Annotated in this window: 17 protein-coding genes, 2 pseudogenes and 2 riboswitches; of the genes and pseudogenes, 7 read left to right on the top strand and 12 right to left on the bottom strand. The window is 70.0% G+C overall.

Going from position 1 to position 17,227, the window contains the following annotated elements; genetic code table 11:
* Positions 1–40: 40 nt before the first annotated feature.
* Positions 41–164: riboswitch (cobalamin riboswitch) on the bottom strand.
* A gap of 59 nt (positions 165–223) precedes the next feature.
* Entirely contained in the window at positions 224–883 is a 660-nt protein-coding gene (locus tag ABZ027_RS07420; RefSeq protein WP_356765305.1) for a phosphotransferase, read from the top strand.
* Here the strand turns inward: ABZ027_RS07420 and ABZ027_RS07415 are convergent.
* Positions 880–1,314: a nuclear transport factor 2 family protein gene (locus ABZ027_RS07415; protein WP_356765303.1), complete on the bottom strand. Its 435-nt coding sequence runs from the start codon at positions 1,312–1,314 to the stop codon at positions 880–882. The two genes, ABZ027_RS07420 and ABZ027_RS07415, sit on opposite strands and share 4 nt — an antisense overlap.
* A 41-nt stretch (positions 1,315–1,355) precedes the next feature.
* Positions 1,356–2,381, bottom strand: coding sequence for an MBL fold metallo-hydrolase (locus ABZ027_RS07410; protein WP_356765301.1), 1,026 nt, complete (start codon positions 2,379–2,381; stop codon positions 1,356–1,358).
* 210 nt (positions 2,382–2,591) lie between these two features.
* Here ABZ027_RS07410 and ABZ027_RS07405 point away from each other — a divergent pair, with 210 nt between their 5' ends.
* Together ABZ027_RS07405 and ABZ027_RS07400 are read left to right on the top strand one after the other, a co-directional pair.
* The gene (locus ABZ027_RS07405; protein ID WP_356765299.1) at positions 2,592–4,049 is read left to right on the top strand and encodes an aldehyde dehydrogenase; all 1,458 of its coding nucleotides are present in this window, start codon (positions 2,592–2,594) and stop codon (positions 4,047–4,049) included.
* A gap of 3 nt (positions 4,050–4,052) precedes the next feature.
* Positions 4,053–4,325, top strand: a complete 273-nt coding sequence (locus tag ABZ027_RS07400; protein WP_356765298.1) for a ferredoxin — start codon at positions 4,053–4,055, stop codon at positions 4,323–4,325.
* Between the two features lie 79 nt (positions 4,326–4,404).
* Positions 4,405–4,580, top strand: a riboswitch (TPP riboswitch).
* A 100-nt stretch (positions 4,581–4,680) separates the two neighbouring features.
* On the opposite strand, the gene ABZ027_RS07395 is transcribed toward ABZ027_RS07400, so the two are convergent.
* Positions 4,681–5,298 carry a TetR family transcriptional regulator gene (locus ABZ027_RS07395; RefSeq protein ID WP_356765297.1) on the bottom strand — a complete coding sequence of 206 codons (618 nt, stop codon included), beginning with the start codon at positions 5,296–5,298 and terminating at the stop codon, positions 4,681–4,683.
* Positions 5,299–5,508: 210 nt separating this feature from the next.
* On the opposite strand from ABZ027_RS07395, the gene ABZ027_RS07390 reads away from it, so the two are divergent.
* Genes ABZ027_RS07390 through ABZ027_RS07380 form a run of 3 tightly spaced genes read left to right on the top strand, consistent with a single transcriptional unit; the run spans position 5,509 to position 8,749 of the window.
* Positions 5,509–6,915, top strand: a complete 1,407-nt coding sequence (locus ABZ027_RS07390) for a glycosyltransferase family 4 protein (RefSeq protein WP_356765296.1) — start codon at positions 5,509–5,511, stop codon at positions 6,913–6,915.
* Positions 6,909–7,682, top strand: coding sequence for a class I SAM-dependent methyltransferase (locus ABZ027_RS07385; protein WP_356765294.1), 774 nt, complete (start codon positions 6,909–6,911; stop codon positions 7,680–7,682). Before ABZ027_RS07390 ends, ABZ027_RS07385 begins: the two co-directional genes overlap by 7 nt.
* A complete protein-coding gene (locus tag ABZ027_RS07380) occupies positions 7,679–8,749 on the top strand; it encodes a prenyltransferase/squalene oxidase repeat-containing protein (protein ID WP_356765292.1) in 1,071 nt (356 codons plus the stop codon). Before ABZ027_RS07385 ends, ABZ027_RS07380 begins: the two co-directional genes overlap by 4 nt.
* 187 nt (positions 8,750–8,936) lie before the next feature.
* Here ABZ027_RS07380 and ABZ027_RS07375 read toward each other — a convergent pair whose 3' ends face one another.
* The 9 genes and pseudogenes from ABZ027_RS07375 to ABZ027_RS07335 form a co-directional block, all read right to left on the bottom strand.
* Entirely contained in the window at positions 8,937–9,230 is a 294-nt protein-coding gene (locus ABZ027_RS07375; protein ID WP_356765290.1) for a hypothetical protein, read from the bottom strand.
* A 122-nt stretch (positions 9,231–9,352) separates the two neighbouring features.
* A complete protein-coding gene (locus ABZ027_RS07370; RefSeq protein WP_356765288.1) occupies positions 9,353–10,363 on the bottom strand; it encodes an LLM class F420-dependent oxidoreductase in 1,011 nt (336 codons plus the stop codon).
* A gap of 112 nt (positions 10,364–10,475) precedes the next feature.
* Positions 10,476–11,291 carry a hypothetical protein gene (locus tag ABZ027_RS07365; RefSeq protein WP_356765286.1) on the bottom strand — a complete coding sequence of 272 codons (816 nt, stop codon included), beginning with the start codon at positions 11,289–11,291 and terminating at the stop codon, positions 10,476–10,478.
* Positions 11,292–11,543: 252 nt separating this feature from the next.
* Positions 11,544–12,806, bottom strand: a complete 1,263-nt coding sequence (tnpB, locus tag ABZ027_RS07360; RefSeq protein WP_356765284.1) for an IS607 family element RNA-guided endonuclease TnpB — start codon at positions 12,804–12,806, stop codon at positions 11,544–11,546.
* 45 nt (positions 12,807–12,851) lie between these two features.
* The gene (locus tag ABZ027_RS07355) at positions 12,852–13,076 is read right to left on the bottom strand and encodes a helix-turn-helix domain-containing protein (protein ID WP_356765282.1); all 225 of its coding nucleotides are present in this window, start codon (positions 13,074–13,076) and stop codon (positions 12,852–12,854) included.
* A gap of 229 nt (positions 13,077–13,305) precedes the next feature.
* Positions 13,306–13,518 (bottom strand): annotated as a pseudogene (locus tag ABZ027_RS07350) (leucine zipper domain-containing protein); the annotation flags it as partial.
* Positions 13,519–13,753: 235 nt separating this feature from the next.
* Positions 13,754–14,592, bottom strand: a pseudogene (locus ABZ027_RS07345) (transposase family protein).
* A gap of 32 nt (positions 14,593–14,624) precedes the next feature.
* Positions 14,625–15,002: a hypothetical protein gene (locus tag ABZ027_RS07340; protein WP_356765280.1), complete on the bottom strand. Its 378-nt coding sequence runs from the start codon at positions 15,000–15,002 to the stop codon at positions 14,625–14,627.
* 365 nt (positions 15,003–15,367) lie between these two features.
* A complete protein-coding gene (locus ABZ027_RS07335; RefSeq protein WP_356765278.1) occupies positions 15,368–16,339 on the bottom strand; it encodes an aldo/keto reductase in 972 nt (323 codons plus the stop codon).
* A 148-nt stretch (positions 16,340–16,487) separates the two neighbouring features.
* Here ABZ027_RS07335 and ABZ027_RS07330 point away from each other — a divergent pair, with 148 nt between their 5' ends.
* Positions 16,488–17,093 carry a TetR/AcrR family transcriptional regulator gene (locus ABZ027_RS07330; RefSeq protein ID WP_356765276.1) on the top strand — a complete coding sequence of 202 codons (606 nt, stop codon included), beginning with the start codon at positions 16,488–16,490 and terminating at the stop codon, positions 17,091–17,093.
* Positions 17,094–17,227 lie beyond the last annotated feature (134 nt).

The raw sequence follows: 17,227 nt of genomic DNA, 5'->3' as shown, positions 1-17,227 counted from the left end.
TACCTCGACGGTGCCGCACACCGGCCGGTCGCCGGTGCACGTGAGCCGGTCACCTCCGCGCGGGGCAATCCGGCTCACCGCCTCTACGGACGGCTCACGGTTGCGGGCCAGCGCCGGATTCACACCGGCTTCCCCCCGTACGGGCGTGATCACGACCGGTCCACTCTACCGGTGCGTGGGCAACGCCCTACGGGGTGCCCGCGGGTGACGGTAGGTTCCGCCCATGCCATCGACGGGGAAACTGCTCGGCTCGGGCCGCGCCGCGGACGTCTACGAGATCGACGAGGCGTGGGTGCTCCGCCGCGACCGACGGGGCTGGGGGGACGCGGTCGCGGAGGGCGTTGTGATGGAACACGTACATGCGCACGGCTACCCCGTTCCCCGGGTGCTGCTCTCCGGCTCCAGCCGCACCGAGCTGGTGATGGAGCGGCTGTACGGCCCGACGATGCTGGAAGCCTTCGGCTCGGGCCAGGTCGACGCGGGCGAGGCGGGAGGCGTCCTCGCCCGTCTCCTGCGCCACCTGCACACCCTTCCGGCCAGGCACTCCGACGCCCGCCTCCTCCACCTCGACCTGCACCCGGACAACGTGATCCTCGCCGCCGACGGCCCCCGGGTCATCGACTGGTCGAACGCGGAGGAGGGTGAACCGGGCCTGGACTGGGGCATGTCCGCGATGATCCTCGCTCAGGTCGCCGTCGGCGCCGAACCGCTCGCCGACCCGGCCCGCGCGATGCTCACGGCCCTCCTCGCCGACCCGTCCTGCCTCACCGAGACAGGTCTGCGGGAGGCAAGGCGACGGCGGGCCGCCAACCCCACGATGAGTCGACCGGAGGTGCAACTGCTCGGCTCCGCGGAGAAGTTGGTCCGGTCGCTGATGACCTAGGCGCGGGGAGTCGGGCCTCCGAAGGGCAGGAACAGGGTGCGGGAGGCCAGGAGCCAGGTGTTGTCCGGGGTGCGGTGGAAGGTGTCCTGATAGTGGCCGATCTGGACCGGAGGGCCGGCCGGGACCATGCCGCCCTGGTGGCCGTCGACGCGGTAGGTCGTGAAGTACGAGAGGGCTGTCGCCGTGTCCGGGGAGGTGACCGTGACGAGGATGTTGGACATCATGCGGCGGGACAGCCGGTCGGCGGGGCGGGAGCCGAAGTAGTCGCGCAGGGCGTCGCGTCCCCTGATCAGCCGCTCACCCGCCGGCCACTCCCAACTGCCGTCGTCCGTGAAGAGTTCGGCCACGGAGGACGGGTCGCCGAGGTCGAGACGGTGGACGAAGTCGACGATCAGACGTTCACAGGCGCGTTCGGCGAGAAGGTGCTCCATGGTCAAGTAGTAGACGGTCCGTGCGCGGCCCGGCCACCGGTTTACACGGCCACGTACGTCACCGGCTCGCTCCCCGTCACCGCCTCCGCCCGTCCCAGCTTCACCAGTCGGCGCAGATGGGCCTCGGCCTCCGAGACGGCGATGTTCCTGGAGCCGTGCGGGATCTGCTCCCAGGGGCGGTTCCACTCCATGCGCTCGGCGAGCTGCCAGGGGGTGAGGGGCTCGGCCAGGAGGGTGAGCAGGCCGTTGAGGCGGTCCTCGTGGTGGGCGAGCAACTCCCGTACCCGGGACGTCGCGTCGGTGAAGACGTGCTGGTGGGCCGGGAGCACCTCGGCGGGGGCGAGGCGGCCGACGCGCTCCAGGGAGTCCAGGTAGTCGCCGAGGGGGTCGGTGACCGTGGCGTCGTCCGGATCCTCGTACAGGCCGATGTGCGGGGTGATCTCGGGGAGCAGGTGGTCGCCGGAGAACAGGCGGCCGTGGCCCGGGAGCCGGGCGGGGTGCTCCTCCTCCAGGTGCAGGCAGACGTGGCCCGGGGTGTGGCCCGGGGTCCAGATCGCGCGCAGTCGGCGGCCCGCGAGGTCGAGGAGTTCACCGGGGACGATCTCCCGGTCGGGCAGCGCGGGGGCCAGCCCGGGCAGGGAGCGACGGCGGCCGGTGCGCAGGGGCGCCACGTGGTCCTCGGGGGCGCCGGCGGCTTCCAGCTTCGCCGTCATGTAGGTGAACCAGCGTTCGGGGCGGGTCGAGCGGGTCCGCCGTACGATCGCGCCGTCCGCCGCGTGCATCGCGATCCAGGCGCCGGACGCCTCGCGCACCCGGCCGGACAGGCCGTGGTGGTCGGGGTGGTGGTGGGTGATCACCACGCCGTGGATCTCGCCGGGGGAGGTGCCGCAGGCGGCCAGCCCGCCCGCGAGGGCGTCCCAGGAGGCCGGGTCGTCCCAGCCGGTGTCGATCAGTACCGGACCGCGGTCGGTGTCGACGACGTACACCAGGGTGTGGCCCAGGGGGTTGTCCGGGATGGGGACCCGCAGGGACCGGACGCCGCCCCCGTGGTCGTACACCTGCGTCATGGGCTCCCCAATCGCCGCGTGATCGCCGGGTTCCGGCCACGAGGCCGAGTATAACTAGAACGCGTTTCGATGGGAGCCCCGGACGACCTTCTTGTCGGGCCGGGACGACCTTCTCGCCCCTGTCTCGCCCGTGGACTCCTCCGAGTGGAACTGGTATCAGTTCCGTATCTGATGAACCGTCAGAGAAGTCGCTCCGGGGAGGCAGTCGCCATGACCGAGCTCGTGGAACACGGACAGCTGTTCATCGGCGGGGAGTTGACCGACCCCCTGGGCACGGACGTCATCGAGGTCATCTCCCCGCACACCGAAGAGGTCATCGGACGCGTGCCGCACGCCTCGACGGCGGACGTGGACCGGGCGGTGGCCGCCGCGCGCGCCGCCTTCGACGAGGGGCCCTGGCCGCGGATGTCGCTGGACGAGCGGATCGAGGTGGTCACCCGGATCAAGGACGCCATCGCCGTGCGGCACGAGGAGATCGCCCGGGTGATCTCCTCCGAGAACGGGTCGCCGTACTCCTGGAGCGTCCTCGCCCAGGCGCTCGGCGCGATGATGGTGTGGGACTCGGCGATCACGGTCGCGCGCAACTTCACGTACGAGGAGACCCGCGACGGCGTGCTCGGCCGCATCCTCGTCCGGCGGGAACCGGTCGGGGTGGTCGCGGCCGTGGTCCCCTGGAACGTCCCGCAGTTCGTGGCTGCCGCCAAGCTCGCGCCCGCGCTGCTCACCGGCTGCACGGTGGTGCTCAAGCCGTCGCCCGAGTCGCCGCTGGACGCGTACATCCTGGCCGACATCACGCGCGAGGCCGGTCTGCCGGAGGGTGTGCTCTCGGTTCTCCCGGCGGACCGCGAGGTCAGCGAGTACCTGGTCGGGCACCCGGGCGTGGACAAGGTCTCCTTCACCGGCTCGGTGGCGGCCGGCCGACGGGTCATGGAGGTCGCCTCCCGCCAGCTCACCCGCGTGACACTGGAGCTGGGCGGCAAGTCGGCGGCGGTGGTGCTGCCGGACGCGGACCTGGAGACGGCGGTGGCGGGGATCGTCCCGGCGGCCTGGATGAACAACGGGCAGGCGTGCGTGGCGCAGACCCGCATCCTGCTGCCCCGGTCGCGCTACGACGAGTTCGCCGAGGCCTTCGCGGCGGCGGCCGGCGCGCTGGTGGTCGGCGACCCGCTGGACCCGGCGACGCAGGTGGGCCCGCTGGTGGCAAAGCGCCAGCAGCGACGCAACCTCGACTACATCCGCGTCGGCCAGGAGGAGGGTGCGAAGATCCTCACCGGCGGCGGACGTCCGCCGGGCCAGGACCGGGGCTGGTACGTCGAACCGACCCTCTTCGGCGATGTCGACAACTCGATGCGGATCGCCCGCGAGGAGATCTTCGGCCCGGTGATCTGTCTGCTGCCCTACGGCGACGAGTCCGAGGCGCTGAAGATCGCGAACGACTCGGACTACGGCCTCAGCGGCAGCGTGTGGACGGCGGACGTCGAGCACGGCATCGACATCGCCCGGAAGGTCCGTACCGGAACGTACTCGGTGAACACCTTCAGCCTCGACATGCTCGGCCCGTTCGGCGGGTACAAGAACTCCGGACTGGGGCGGGAGTTCGGACCCGAGGGCTACGGGGAGTACCTGGAGCACAAGATGATCCACCTCCCGGCCGGCTGGGAGGGCTGAGCGATGGGGGCACCTCACGCGCGAGCCGACTCGGGCATGGGGGCGGGTGACCGCTGGCGGATCGACGTCGACCGTTCCCTGTGCATCGGCTCCGCGAGCTGCCTCCACCACGCCCCCGACGGCTTCCGCCTCGACACCGGCCGCCAGTCCAACCCCGTCGAGCCGGAGGCCAACGCCAACGAGAAGATCCTCGCGGCGGCGGAGGCCTGCCCGGTGGAGGCCATCGTGATCACGCTGCTGGAAAGCGGGGAGCCGGTGTTTCCGCCGGAGGAGTAGGGGGCGCTCGCGGGGCAAAAAATCATGGCCCAAGGGTGTTATGTCCCCGTATGGGCGTTCTATGATGAGAAGTGGCCTACGGGACGAGTGAGGGAGTTCGACCGGAGTAGCCGACTGTGGCGAGACGCTCAGGCATCCGCCGCGGCCGACGTCGACGGTCTGGCTGAGAGGCCGGAAGGCAGTAGCAGAGCCGGAAGGCGACCCCCAGCACCTGATCCGGGTAATACCGGCGAAGGGAACCCGTCTCGTAGGTTCTTCGCGCGCTCAGCCCCGGTGCCGGTGCCGGTCGTGGTCTCGGTCCGGGGCCTTCGGGCGATCAAGCTCAGGCCCGCTCCCGGCCGTCAGTCGATCAAGCTCAGGTCCGCTCCGGGTCCGTCAGGTCGATCAACCGGCACACCGTTTCGATGTCGATCTTCACCTGGGCGATGGAGGCGCGGCCCGACAGCCAGGTGGTCAGCGCCGAGTGCCAGGTGTGCTCGATGACGCGGACGGCGGAGAGCTGCTCCGGGGTGGGATTCTCCAGGCCCATCGCGTCCAGGATGATCGCCGTGGTCTGGCGGGAGACCTGGTCGACCTCGGGGCTGACGCTGCGGTCCGCGAACGTGAGCGCGCGGACCATCGCGTCGGCCAGATGCGGCTCGCGCTGCAGCGCGCGGAACGCTCGCATCAGGGTCTCCGCCACCCGCTGCGCCGCCGACTCGCCCGTCGGCGGCTTCTTGCGCAGCGTGCCGTGCATGTGCTCCAGCTGGTCCTGCATGGTGGCCACCAGCAGATGCACCTTGGACGGGAAGTAGCGGTACAGCGTGCCGAGCGCCACCTGGGACGACTCGGCGACCTCCCGCATCTGTACCGCGTCGAAGCCACCCCGGCTGGCCAGTTGGGCGCTCGCGTGCAGGATCCGGCGGCGGCGCGCCTCCTGCCGCTCGGTGAGGGGCGAGGACAGCACCTTGTTCGCCTTGGCATCCACAGGCATGGGTCCCGTTCCGTGACAGTCGGTGAGGATCGGTGATCACTCAGCATGACAGGGCGGGCCGGTCGTGGCGTGAATCACCTGATCCACTGCTCCCAGCGCCCCTACCAGCCGGTAGATTCAGAGCCTCCCGAACGATCAAGTCTGAAACTTGTTCTAGATTAGCGTCCCGTCGTAGTCTCGCGGGACAGTGCAGGCAGAAGGGGGCTCGGAGTGACCGCTGAGGCCAGTCAGGCGGGGTCTGCGCAGGACCTGGCCGCCGACGGCGGGCGACCGCTCAAGATCGCACTCCTCACCTACAAGGGAAACCCGTTCTGCGGCGGACAGGGCGTCTACGTACGGCACCTCTCGCGTGAACTCGCCCGGCTGGGCCACCGCGTCGAGGTCATCGGCTCCCAGCCCTACCCGGTCCTCGACGAGGGCCACGACGACCGCCTCTCGCTCACCGAACTGCCGAGCCTCGACCTCTACCGCCAGCCGGACCCGTTCCGCACCCCCGGGCGAGCCGAGTACCGCGACTGGATAGACGCGCTGGAAGTGGCGACGATGTGGACCGGCGGGTTCCCGGAACCGCTGACGTTCTCCCTCCGCGTCCGCCGCCAACTGCGCGCCCGGCGCGGCGAGTTCGACGTCGTGCACGACAACCAGACGCTGGGGTACGGGCTGCTGGGCGACATAGGCGCCCCGCTCGTCACCACCATCCACCACCCCATCACCGTGGACCGGCAGTTGGAGCTGGACGCCGCCGACGGCTTCAGGCGCCGCTGCTCGGTGCGCCGCTGGTACGCCTTCACCCGGATGCAGAAGCGGGTCGCCCGCCGCCTGCCCTCGGTACTCACCGTCTCCGGCACGTCCCGCCAGGAGATAGTGGACCACCTGGGGGTACGTCAGGACCGCATCCACGTCGTCCACATCGGCGCCGACACCGACCTGTTCTCCCCCGACCCCTCGGTGCCCGTCGTGCCGGGCCGGATCGTGACGACGTCCAGCGCGGACGTACCCCTCAAGGGCCTGGTCTTCCTCATCGAGGCACTCGCCAAGGTCCGCACCGAGCGCCCCGACGCCCACCTCGTCGTCGTCGGCAAGCGGCCCACGGAGGGCCCGGTCGCCCAGGCGATGGAGCGCTACGGCCTCGAGGGCGCCGTCGACTTCGTGAAGGGCATATCGGACGCCGAACTCGTCGACCTGGTGCGCTCGGCACAGGTCGCGTGCGTGCCGTCGCTGTACGAGGGCTTCTCGCTGCCGGCCGCCGAGGCCATGGCCACCGGCACCCCGCTGCTGGCCACCACCGGCGGCGCGATCCCCGAGGTCGCCGGGACCGACGGTCGGACCTGCCTGGCGGTACCGCCGGGCGACGCGGGAGCGCTGGCCGCCGGCCTGAGCAGGCTCCTGGACGACCCGGAACTGTGCGCCCGGCTCGGCCGCGCGGGGCGGGAGCGGGTGCTGGAGCGGTTCACCTGGGCCAAGGCCGCGGAGGGCACGGTGGCCCGGTACCGCGAGGCCATGGCCACCGCAGCGGGAGAGGGCGTCCGCCCCTCCCAGCCCGCGCGTCCCGGCCGCAGTGCGGGCGCAGAGGTTGTTGACGTTGTATCCGATCGCGAAAGCAGGGCCACGTGCTGACCGTCGACTTCTCCCGGTTCCCGCTCGCCCCGGGCGACCGCGTCCTGGACCTCGGATGCGGTGCCGGCCGGCACGCGTTCGAGTGCTACCGGCGCGGCGCCCAGGTCGTGGCGCTGGACCAGAACGGCGAGGAGATCCGCGAGGTCGCGAAGTGGTTCGCGGCGATGAAGGAGGCGGGGGAGGCCCCGGAGGGCGCCACCGCCACCGCCATGGAGGGCGACGCCCTCGCACTTCCCTTCCCGGACGAGTCCTTCGACGTCGTCATCATCTCCGAGGTGATGGAGCACATCCCGGACGACAAGGGCGTACTCGCCGAGATGGTACGGGTGTTGAAGCCGGGCGGCCGGATAGCCGTGACCGTCCCGCGCTACGGGCCCGAGAAGGTCTGCTGGACGCTGTCCGACGCGTACCACGAGGTCGAGGGCGGCCACATCCGCATCTACAAGGCGGACCAGCTCCTCGCGAGGATGCGGGAAGCCGGCCTCAGGCCGTACGGCACCCACCACGCGCACGCCCTGCACTCCCCGTACTGGTGGCTGAAGTGCGCGTTCGGCGTCGACAACGACAAGGCGCTGCCGGTGCGGGCGTACCACAAGCTGCTGGTCTGGGACATCATGAAGAAGCCGCTCGCGACCCGGGTCGCCGAACAGGCGCTGAACCCGCTGATCGGCAAGAGCTTCGTGGCGTACGCGACCAAGCCGCACCTGCCGCGGCTGTCGGACACCGAAGCCGGGACCGAGTCCGAGGCGCAGGCGGCCACCCTGTGACCACCCCCCGGACAGAACACCTCGTCCTGCCCGGGGTCCTCACCGCCGAGCAGGCCGCCGCGACCGTCGCCGGGCTGCTCGCCGTGCAGCGGGAGGACGGGGCGATCCCGTGGTTCCGCGGGCACCACCTGGACCCGTGGGACCACACCGAGGCGGCCATGGCGCTGGACGCGGCCGGTGAACACGAGGCCGCCGAGCGGGCGTACACCTGGCTGGCGCGGCACCAGAACGAGGACGGCTCCTGGTACGCGGCCTACGCGGACGGGGACCACGAGGACGTCACCGACCGCGGCCGGGAGACCAACTTCGTCGCCTACGTGGCCGTCGGGACCTGGCACCACTACCTGTCCACCGGCGACGACACGTTCCTCGACCGCATGTGGCCGACCGTCTACGCGGCGATCGAGTTCGTGCTGCGGCTCCAGCAGCCCGGCGGGCAGATCGGCTGGAAACGCGAGGACGACGGCACGGCCGTCACGGACGCGCTGCTGACCGGCTCCTCCTCCATCCACCACGCGCTGCGCTGTGCGCTCGCGCTCGCCGAGCAGCGTGAAGAGCCGCAGCCCGACTGGGAGTTGGCGCTCGGCGCGCTGCGGCACGCGATCCGCCGGCACCCGGAGCGGTTCCTCGACAAGGACCGCTACTCGATGGACTGGTACTACCCGGTGCTGGGCGGCGCGCTGACCGACGCCGAGGCCAAGTCCCGTGTGGAGGAAGGCTGGGACCGTTTCGTGGTCCCGGACCTCGGGGTGCGCTGCGTCGATCCCAACCCGTGGGTGACGGGCGGCGAGTCGGCCGAACTCGCCCTCGCCCTGTGGGCGTTGGGCGAGTCCGACCGTGCGCTGGAGATCCTCCAGTCGATCCAGCACCTGCGTGACGCCGAGTCGGGCCTGTACTGGACGGGCTACGTCTTCGACGACCAGGCTGTCTGGCCGAGGGAGCTGACCACCTGGACGGCCGGCTCCCTCCTCCTCGCCGTCGCCGCCCTAGGCGGAGACGAGGCGACCTGCACGGTCTTCGGCGGCCACCACCTACCGCGAGGCCTCGACCCGGACTGCTGCGCCTGAGCCTCCGGCCCGACCCGGGGGCTCAGTGCGGGCGCATCCCGCACGACCCGTGCCCAGGCCTCGTCGAAGGTGCTGTGTTTTCTGGGGGTGCCCCCAGGCCCCCGGGTCACGCGACAGTGGGCGTGCGGGTTGTTCGCCGGAGACCCGCGGGGCGCTCTGCGTCGGCGCACTCACAACGGCCAGGCGCTCAATGCCGGTGCATCCGGTTGGCGATGGCGTGGCCGACGAACAGGTAGACCACGGCGGCCAGTCCGTAGCCCGCCACTACCCGCGCCCAGGCCTCGTCAAAAGTGAACAGGTCACGCGACCATCCCGCGAGCCAGGATGCCGCGTCGTGGACGAACTGCACCAGGTCGTTGGCCCGGTTCGCGTCCAACAGATACATGAGGATCCACAGTCCGAGGATGACGGCCATGACGTCCGCGACCACCGCGATGACCGTCCCCGCAGAGTTGGAACCGCTGCGATATCGAGAGGACATGACTTCCGGATGGCCCCGAATCCCTGTTTGAAACCTTGAGCGTTCAGGGCTGGGAGGGCGGGGGAGCCGATGCCCCCCGGCGCCCGTCTTCCACGGAGGCCCGGCGAACGGCCCGCCCCCGACTACCCGTTCAGCTCCGCCAGCACCCGCAGCGTGGTGCGGTCCGGGGACACGGCCAGCAGGTCCGTCACCGGCCCCTTGCGCCATGACTCCAGCCGCTCGGCGATGCGTTCACGGGGCCCGACCAGGGAGATCTCGTCGGCGAACGCGTCCGGCACGGCGAGCACCGCCTCCTCCCGACGGCCGGACAGGAACAACTCCTGGATCCGCCGGGCCTCCTCCTCGTACCCCATGCGCGCCATCAGGTCGGCGTGGAAGTTGCGGGCCGCGTGGCCCATCCCGCCGATGTAGAAGCCGAGCATCGCCTTCACCGGCAGCAGTCCTTCGGCGACGTCCGCGCAGACCCGCACCTGGGCCATGGGAGCGACCTGGAAGCCTTCCGGCAGGTGGGCCACCGCGTCCCCGTACGCCTCGGGCCGGTTCGGTGACCAGTACAGCGGCAGCCAGCCGTCCGCGATCCGGATCGTCTGGGCCACGTTGCGTGGTCCCTCGGCGCCCAGCAGGACGGGCAGAGCGGGGCGCAGCGGGTGGGTGATGGACTTCAGGGGCTTGCCGAGGCCGGTGGCGTCGGGGCCGCGGTAGGGGAGGGGGTGGAATCGTCCGTCCAGTTCCACCGGAGCCTCGCGCCGCAGCACCTGCCGTACGACGTCCACGTACTCCCGGGTCGCGGTCAGCGGTGACTTCGGGAACGGTCGCCCGTACCAGCCCTCGACCACCTGCGGACCGGACAGGCCGAGCCCGAGCGTCATCCGGCCGCCGGAGAGGTGGTCCAGGGTGAGGGCGTGCATGGCGGTGGCGGTCGGAGACCGGGCCGCCATCTGGGCGACCGCCGTACCCAGCCTGATCGTCGAGGTCCGCGCCGCGATCCAGGTGAGCGGCGTGAACGCGTCCGAACCCCAGGACTCGGCGGTCCACACGGAGTCGTAGCCGAGTTGCTCCGCCTCCCGGGCCAGCTCCACATGGTCCGCGCCGGGGCCACGGCCCCAGTAACCGAGTGCCAGCCCGAGCCGCATACGCCCTCCAGTTGTCTGACGATACGTCAGTTACCGGTCCGGGCAGTGACTGTACGACAACGGCCCCCCGCCCGGAAGGGCGAGAGGCCGTTCGTGCACGGAGCCGGCGAAGTCAGCCGCGCTGGATTCCCGTGGTGTCCTGCAGCACGCCACGACGGCCGTCCTGCGTCTGCGCGATCAGCGCCGGACCGCGCTGCTCCACGGCGAGGTACCAGGTGCCCGGGGCGAGTTCGGCGATCGGCGTCGGCGAACCGTCCTCCGCGAACAGCGGACGCGGCACCGGCACCGCGAACCAGAACGGCGAGAAGTCCGCCGCCGGGGCCGGGGGCTGCGCCTGCTGCGGCTGCCCGCCGCCGTAGGGCTGACCCGGCTGCGGCTGACCGCCGTACGGGGCCTGCTGGGCACCGGGGTAGCCGTAACCGCCGGGGGGCTGGGCGCCGTAGGGCTGCGGGGCGGCGGGCTTGGGGGCGGGGACGAGGGCGCCCTTGAGGGCGGGGACCAGGGGGGTGGCGATGGCCGCCGCCGCCATGATCAGGGTGGCGATGAGGGCGAGGATCAGGCCGATGCCGGCGCTGACGCCGTTGCCCGAACCGGTGCCGACGTTGTCCGTGCCGCCGAGCGGGTCGAAGATGTTCCCGAGCGCGCTCCAGGCCGCGAAGACGGTGAACGCGACACCGAACTGACCGAGGTCGAGACCCGCCACCTTGGGGACCTGCGGCAGGCCGTGGGAGACGATGACGAGGGCGGCGCCGATGATGCCCGCGAGGACGACCCCCATCAGGACCGGTCCGCTCTCCCAGGAGTTGGGGAGCTCGGCACTCTCAGGGGCCCCGTCGATCGAGTAGATGTCGAGGAACGACGCGATCAACAGCAAAACCGCTGCTCCGATCACCACGCCGTCGCCTCTAGTGAGGGAGCGGATATTCACTTCAGGTCCTTCGTAGGTCGTCTCGTCGTCGGTGGAGGCGTCGCTGTCACCATGTCGCCCTCAGGGCCTGGTGTGAAGCGCGGGGGGTGGCCCCTCATCGTAGGGACGACACTATCGTCCGCCCGAACAGGGTGTCCGCCCGGATCAGCAAGCGGATTATCACCCAGTACAGGAAACTCACGATTCCGTTACTCGAAGTCTCAGCGACTCTCGGCAATCCAGGCGTTTTCGCCTGGAAGGTCCGTGACGGTGTCACTTCAGCGGGTGTTGCGCTTCGGTGTCCTGACGACGGTCTCCCGTTTCCTCCCGCCGTTGGTACGGCAGGCTTGCGCCACCTGCCCGCCCGTCCCGGCCGGTGTTGCGGCCGGGACGTTGACGGCGGGTCTTGCGGTCGGCTCCACGGGGTTTCGACACGTGTGGCGTGTCCTGGTCTCCGGCCACTCTGGTACCAGTGGTGCAGGCCGCCGCGAGGGCGACCAGGTTGCGGGCTGCGTTCTCATCCCGGTCCAGGACTATGCCGCAGGTGTCGCAGGTGAAGACTCGGACGTGCAGCGGCAGCTTGGCTTTCACCGCGCCGCAGTGCGAGCAGGTCTTTGAACTGGGGTGCCAGCGGTTGGCCACGATGGTGGGGCAGGCGTTGCGCCGGCCCTTGTAGGTGAGCTGGCGGCGGATCTCCCCGAACCCGGCGTCGGCCACCCGGCGGGCGAGTCGCTTGTTGCGGAGCATGCCGGCGACGTTGAGGTCTTCAAGCACTACCGTGCCGTACTCGGCGCGCACGCGGGTGGTGAGCTTGTGCAGCGCGTCGGTCCGCAGGTTCGCTACCCGGTGGTGGATCTTGTTGCGTTCGCGGTTGGCCTTCTCCCACCGGTTCGACGGCTTCTGGCCGGTCCTGCGGTCCGGCCCTTGCCGCCGGGAGACGCGGCGGGAATGGAACCTCAGCAGCTTGAGGGCGCCGTCCAGGTGCTTCGGGTTCGGCTCGTACCGTGTCCGTCCGGAACTGTCGGCCAGGACCGCGAGGTGTTTCACGCCCAGGTCGATCCCGACCGCCGCGTCCGGCTGGTCGACGTGGGTGATCTCCCGGGCTGTCTCCACGTGGAAGGAAACGAACCAGCGCCCGCGCTCATGCCGGACGGTCGCGGACAAGATGCGCGCCGTGTCGGCCTGGATGCGAGCCAGGAGCTTGATGGTGGGTTCGTGGGTGCGGATCGTGCCCAGCCGGGGCAGGGTGACGTGCCGGCTGTCCGGCTCGATGCGGATCGTGCCGGTGGTGAACCGGCAGGCCAGGCGGGCCTTCCGCTTCGTCTTCCGGCGCGGGACACCCACCCTGGCGCCTTTGCGCTTGCCCTGCTTGGACTTGGCGTAGTTGTCGAACGCGGCAGCCGCGTTCGACAGGCCCGTGCTGTAGGCCTCCTTGGAGTTTTCCTGCCACCAGTCAGCGAATCTCGGGTCGGTGGTCTTGACCCGGTTGAACTCCTTGCGCAGCGCGGGCAGCGACCACGGCCGCCACAGCGTCAACTCCTCCTCGATGATGCCGTAGGAAGCTTCGGCTCTGCGCTGCCACTACGAGGCGGTCACCCAAGATACGGCCCAGTTGTACGCGGCGCGGGCGGCACCGCAGTGCGAGCGCAGCGCCCGTTCCTGCCCGGAGTTCGGGTCGAGCGCGAACTTGTACGCCTGCACCACACAGCCGGGTCGCGGCTTGAACTTCCCGCTCACTCGACAGCCTCCCCCGCGTTGAAGATTCCCCGCCTTACCCAACGAGGACCACACCCAAAGGTCACGCATTCGATGAGGGAACACCAGTCTCCATCCGGTGAGGCAAAGACCCGGGGCCGACGCTGCACAGGCGCCATCCCGGTCGGAGGACCTCTCGCCGACACGACACAGGCCGAGAGGGCCTGAGATGCACTGATGGATTGCTCAGCGGCCGTTTTTCCACTTGTAGGAGGCCACGACGTTGGTGACGCTGCCTGGTAGTCGTGCTGCCGGTGTTGGCTTCCGATCGCGGTGTGTCCTCGGCCGGTGTCGCGGTGGGCTGGTGGTGCGGTGTGGAGGAACGGTCCTCGAGCCCGAGTTCGCCCAGGCGCCGGTACCGGTTGACCCACTTTGATGCGCACGCCCGGGAGATCCCCATCTCGGCTGCGACGTGGGCGATGGGACTCGTGCGGCAGCGTTCAATGAGTCGACGCCGCCCCTCCACGGTGAGGGGTGCGTTGCCGTGATGCAGGGGAACCGGGTGCAGATGCTCGCCGTACGCGGTCCCGTCCGGCGATGGCCTCCGCGACTTCTTGGATGGCGCCACGAAGAAGGCCACCGTAGGGATCCTGAGGAAGGCTGGGGGCATGCGCTCTGGCCGCATTGAGCACTGTGCATCGTGAAGTTGCTGGTCACGGGTCTGGTGTGCGCGGGGTTCGGGATGCTCGTGCTGGTCGTGGGTGGATGACTTAGGTGAAGATCGTCGGTCACCGGGACACTTCGCGGTTCGTGAGGACGAGCAGGGCCCTGACCAGGGCGGTCGCCCAGGTCGGGTCGGTGCGGACTTTGCCGAGCACGCGCCAGTTTTTGAGGTGGGCGAAGCCGTGCTCCACCGGTGCCCAGACCGCTGCCAGTGCGGTGTTCGACAGCTTCTGTCCTCGTGTCAGGGGCCGGTTCCGGGCAGCCTTGTAACCGGTGATCACTGCGGGGCCGGTGTCGGAGCCGCTGTCGTCGAGCCCGACGAAGCCCAGGTCGGCGATCGCCCCGAGACCGGCCGCCCGCAGCTTGGTGGTGAGCTGGTCGTGTCGACAGGCGGTGATCTCCGAGGTGCGTCCGGGCCGGGCCGCCGAGACCCAGAGCAGTCGGCCGCGGTCGTCGGTGAGCGCGATGCCGAGCAGGCCATGGCATTTGCTCTTGCCGGAGTAGTTCTTCCGGTTCTCTTTGCCGGAGCGCCGGCGGGTGCGGATCAGCGTGCGTCCAGCAGCACCATCCCGCCACCCTTGCGGGCAATCTTTTTGAGGGTGCGATCCAGGCGCGGGGCGCGGGCGGCCAGCAGGCCGACGACTTCCCTGACCCACCGGGTCACAGTGGTGCGGTGTATCCCGTTGCCACCGGCCAGATCACCCGGCCGCTGGTCACAGCGCAGTACGGCCAGCACGAGGGCGGCGATCCGTCCCGGAGGCAGGGCCCGCCACCGTGACCTGATCTTCTTCAGGTGGCCGCGGATCAGGCCGGCGAGCCAGTTCAGGGTGGCACTCGACAGCGGCAGGCGGGCAGTATAGACAAGGCCGTCAGGGCCCTCGACGGGATGGTTGTTTTTCTTCACACCAAACTCAACTGCCGCCGGGGGCCCGCCAGTTACGCCACGTCGGCGCCCGCCTCCCTACGCCTGGGAGCGTGCGGCGAACCTGCCGTCAGGACGCTTCTGTTGTGCAGCCAGCCGCGGTCGGCGAGCTTGGTCATCTTCGCCCGCAACGGTTCCAGCTTCCCGCGCACCGTCACCTCAAGGCCCAGCTCCTCGCCGACGGCCCTGACCTGCACTGGGCCGTCGGCAACCCGCACGATCGCCAGGATCTTGCGGTAGTCAGCGGGCAGCGCGGCCTCATCGCCCGTCCCGCCGCGGTGCGGGATCAGCAGAACCGCCCGTCCCGCCACCCGGGCCGCCGTCGGGGCGACGGCCTCCTGCGCAGCCCGGTCCTGTTCGGCCAGCCGGTGCAGGACCCGCTCGGCGATCACCAGGTCCTCCCGCTCGGCCTGGACCTCCGCCAGCTGCTTGGCAACTCCTCGGCGAGCGTGTCCAGTTCATTCCGGCGAGCCGTGATCCGCTCCAGCTCCAGCATCCCCACGCCCTCCCCGCGCTCTCCCGGCACCGGCCCGGTCAGGGATCGCAGGAGGGGCACGGCGGTCGGCGCAGCAGAACCCGACAACGGCCCTGGCGACAGGTCAGACGATCTTCACCATGGACACCCGCCGACGACCAGCGCGAGTACCCCGCACACCAGACCCGTGACCTGCGTACTTCATGTTGCACAGTCTCATTGGGAATGCGGCACTCTTCGCCCGGATGCCGACCCGCGGCGTGCGTGGTGGTACGTCTTCGATCAGCGGTCGATGGCGGCCATGTTGTCCGCGTCGTAGCGCTCGCCGGAGGCCCGGGGCAGGTCGTTCAGGCGGGCGACGTGGCTGGCAGTGAGCTCGATGTGGTCGGCGGCGGCGTTCTCCTCCAGCCGGGCGACTCGCTTGGTGCCGGGGATGGGCGCGATGTCGTCACCCTGGGCGAGCAGCCAGGCCAAGGAGACCTGCGCGGGCGTGGTGTCGATCTCGGCGGCTACGGCCCGGACCTCGTCGACGATTCGCAGGTTGCGTTCCAGGTTGCCGTCGGCGAAGCGGTGGTTGGTGCGGCGCCAGTCGTCGGTGTCAAGATCGTTCAGGGAGCGGATGTTGCCGGTCAGGAAGCCGCGGCCAAGCGGGGAGTACGGCACGAAGCCGATACCCAGTTCGCGCAGGACAGGCAGGATCTCGGCCTCTGGGTCGCGGGTCCACAGCGAGTATTCGGACTGGACCGCGGTGACCGGATGCACGGCGTGAGCGCGGCGGATCGTGGCGGGGCCGGCCTCCGACAGGCCGATGTGGCGAATCTTGCCTTCGGCCACCAGTTCGGCCAGCGCGCCAACGGTCTCTTCGATGGGCGTACCGGGATCCACCCGGTGCTGGTAGTAGAGGTCGATGTAGTCGGTACCCAGGCGCTTCAGTGATCCCTCCACGGCCAGGCGGATGTTGGCCGGGGTGCTGTCCGGAGACGTGCCACCGGTGTGGGAGATCAGGCCGAACTTGGTCGCCAGCACGACCTCGTCTCGGCGCCCCTGCACGGCCCGGCCGACCAGCCCCTCGTTGATGAAGGGGCCGTACCCCTCAGCGGTGTCGATATGGGTGACCCCGAGGTCCAGAGCGCGGTGGATCGTGCGGATCGACTCGTCGTCGAACTGGCCGGCGCCGGTGTAGAACGCCGACATTCCCATGGCTCCGAGACCGATGCGCGAGACCTTGAGACTGCCGAGCGAAACGGTTTTCATGGCGCGGACTTCCCTTCCCATCAATTGAGTACCGGTCGGTGCAGAACCCTAGCACATCAAGACCGACCGGTACTGAATTGCGTTCGCCACCCTGTGTGGATGAAACTGCTGGTCAGCGGGCATCTGTACCGAGTGGTACGCTTGTGGCATGGGTGACTCTCGCAGGGCCGTCATGGGTCGGCCTCGAGGATTCGACATCGACCAGGCGCTGGAACGTGCGATGCGGGTGTTCTGGGCGCGAGGGTACGAAGGTGCAAGCCTCGCTGAACTGACCGGCGCCATGGGGATCACCAAGACGAGCATGTATGCGGCCTTCGGCAACAAGGAGCAGTTGTTCCGCAAGGCCCTTCAGCGCTACGGCGCGGGGCCGGCCGCCTACGCCACGCGCGCCCTGGAGGAGCCCACCGCACGGGCCGTGGCCTTGGCGTTCCTCCGTGGAGCGGTCTGCACCACGACCCCTCCCGGCGGCCCCTCCGGGTGCCTGACCGTGCAGGGTGCGCTGGCGTCGAGCGGCGAGAGCCGGGCCGTCCACGACCTGCTTGTCGACTGGCGCAACGACGCGGGGGTCCGCCTTGAGGAGCGGTTCCGGCGCGCCGTCAACGAGGGTGATCTTCCGCGCAACGCCGACCCTCGTCGTCTTGCCCGGTTCATCATGACGATGGGTTTCGGTATCGCAGTGCAGGCCGCCAACGGCCTCGGTCCTGCTGAGCTCGATGAGATCGTCGACACGGCGTTGCTCGGCTGGCCTGCATAGCGGCTGCACCCCTTCGCTCGCCCCGGTGAGACCATCTCCGCGCATGAGGGCCGTGACGGTGCGGCAAAACTTCGGTACCGTCCGGGACAGAAGTTTCGAGCGGTGGTTCCTCCCTTGCCGACGATCACCGCGAC

It is taken from the genome of Streptomyces sp. NPDC006332, from assembly GCF_040612855.1.
Taxonomy (GTDB): Bacteria; Actinomycetota; Actinomycetes; order Streptomycetales; family Streptomycetaceae; genus Streptomyces.
Note: the sequence above shows the minus strand (reverse complement) of the source record. Positions and strands in the feature narration are given on the sequence as shown.

Bases quoted from the DNA above. Each gene is read 5' to 3' on its own strand.
- ABZ027_RS07410 (WP_356765301.1), bottom strand. From the start codon at position 2,381: ATGACGCAGGTGTACGACCACGGGGGCGGCGTCCGGTCCCTGCGGGTC.
- ABZ027_RS07415 (WP_356765303.1), bottom strand. From the start codon at position 1,314: ATGGAGCACCTTCTCGCCGAACGCGCCTGTGAACGTCTGATCGTCGAC.
- ABZ027_RS07405 (WP_356765299.1), top strand. From the start codon at position 2,592: ATGACCGAGCTCGTGGAACACGGACAGCTGTTCATCGGCGGGGAGTTG.
- ABZ027_RS07330 (WP_356765276.1), top strand. From the start codon at position 16,488: ATGGGTGACTCTCGCAGGGCCGTCATGGGTCGGCCTCGAGGATTCGAC.
- ABZ027_RS07395 (WP_356765297.1), bottom strand. From the start codon at position 5,298: ATGCCTGTGGATGCCAAGGCGAACAAGGTGCTGTCCTCGCCCCTCACC.
- ABZ027_RS07400 (WP_356765298.1), top strand. From the start codon at position 4,053: ATGGGGGCACCTCACGCGCGAGCCGACTCGGGCATGGGGGCGGGTGAC.
- ABZ027_RS07335 (WP_356765278.1), bottom strand. From the start codon at position 16,339: ATGAAAACCGTTTCGCTCGGCAGTCTCAAGGTCTCGCGCATCGGTCTC.
- ABZ027_RS07370 (WP_356765288.1), bottom strand. From the start codon at position 10,363: ATGCGGCTCGGGCTGGCACTCGGTTACTGGGGCCGTGGCCCCGGCGCG.
- ABZ027_RS07420 (WP_356765305.1), top strand. From the start codon at position 224: ATGCCATCGACGGGGAAACTGCTCGGCTCGGGCCGCGCCGCGGACGTC.
- ABZ027_RS07355 (WP_356765282.1), bottom strand. From the start codon at position 13,076: ATGCGTGACCTTTGGGTGTGGTCCTCGTTGGGTAAGGCGGGGAATCTT.
- ABZ027_RS07375 (WP_356765290.1), bottom strand. From the start codon at position 9,230: ATGTCCTCTCGATATCGCAGCGGTTCCAACTCTGCGGGGACGGTCATC.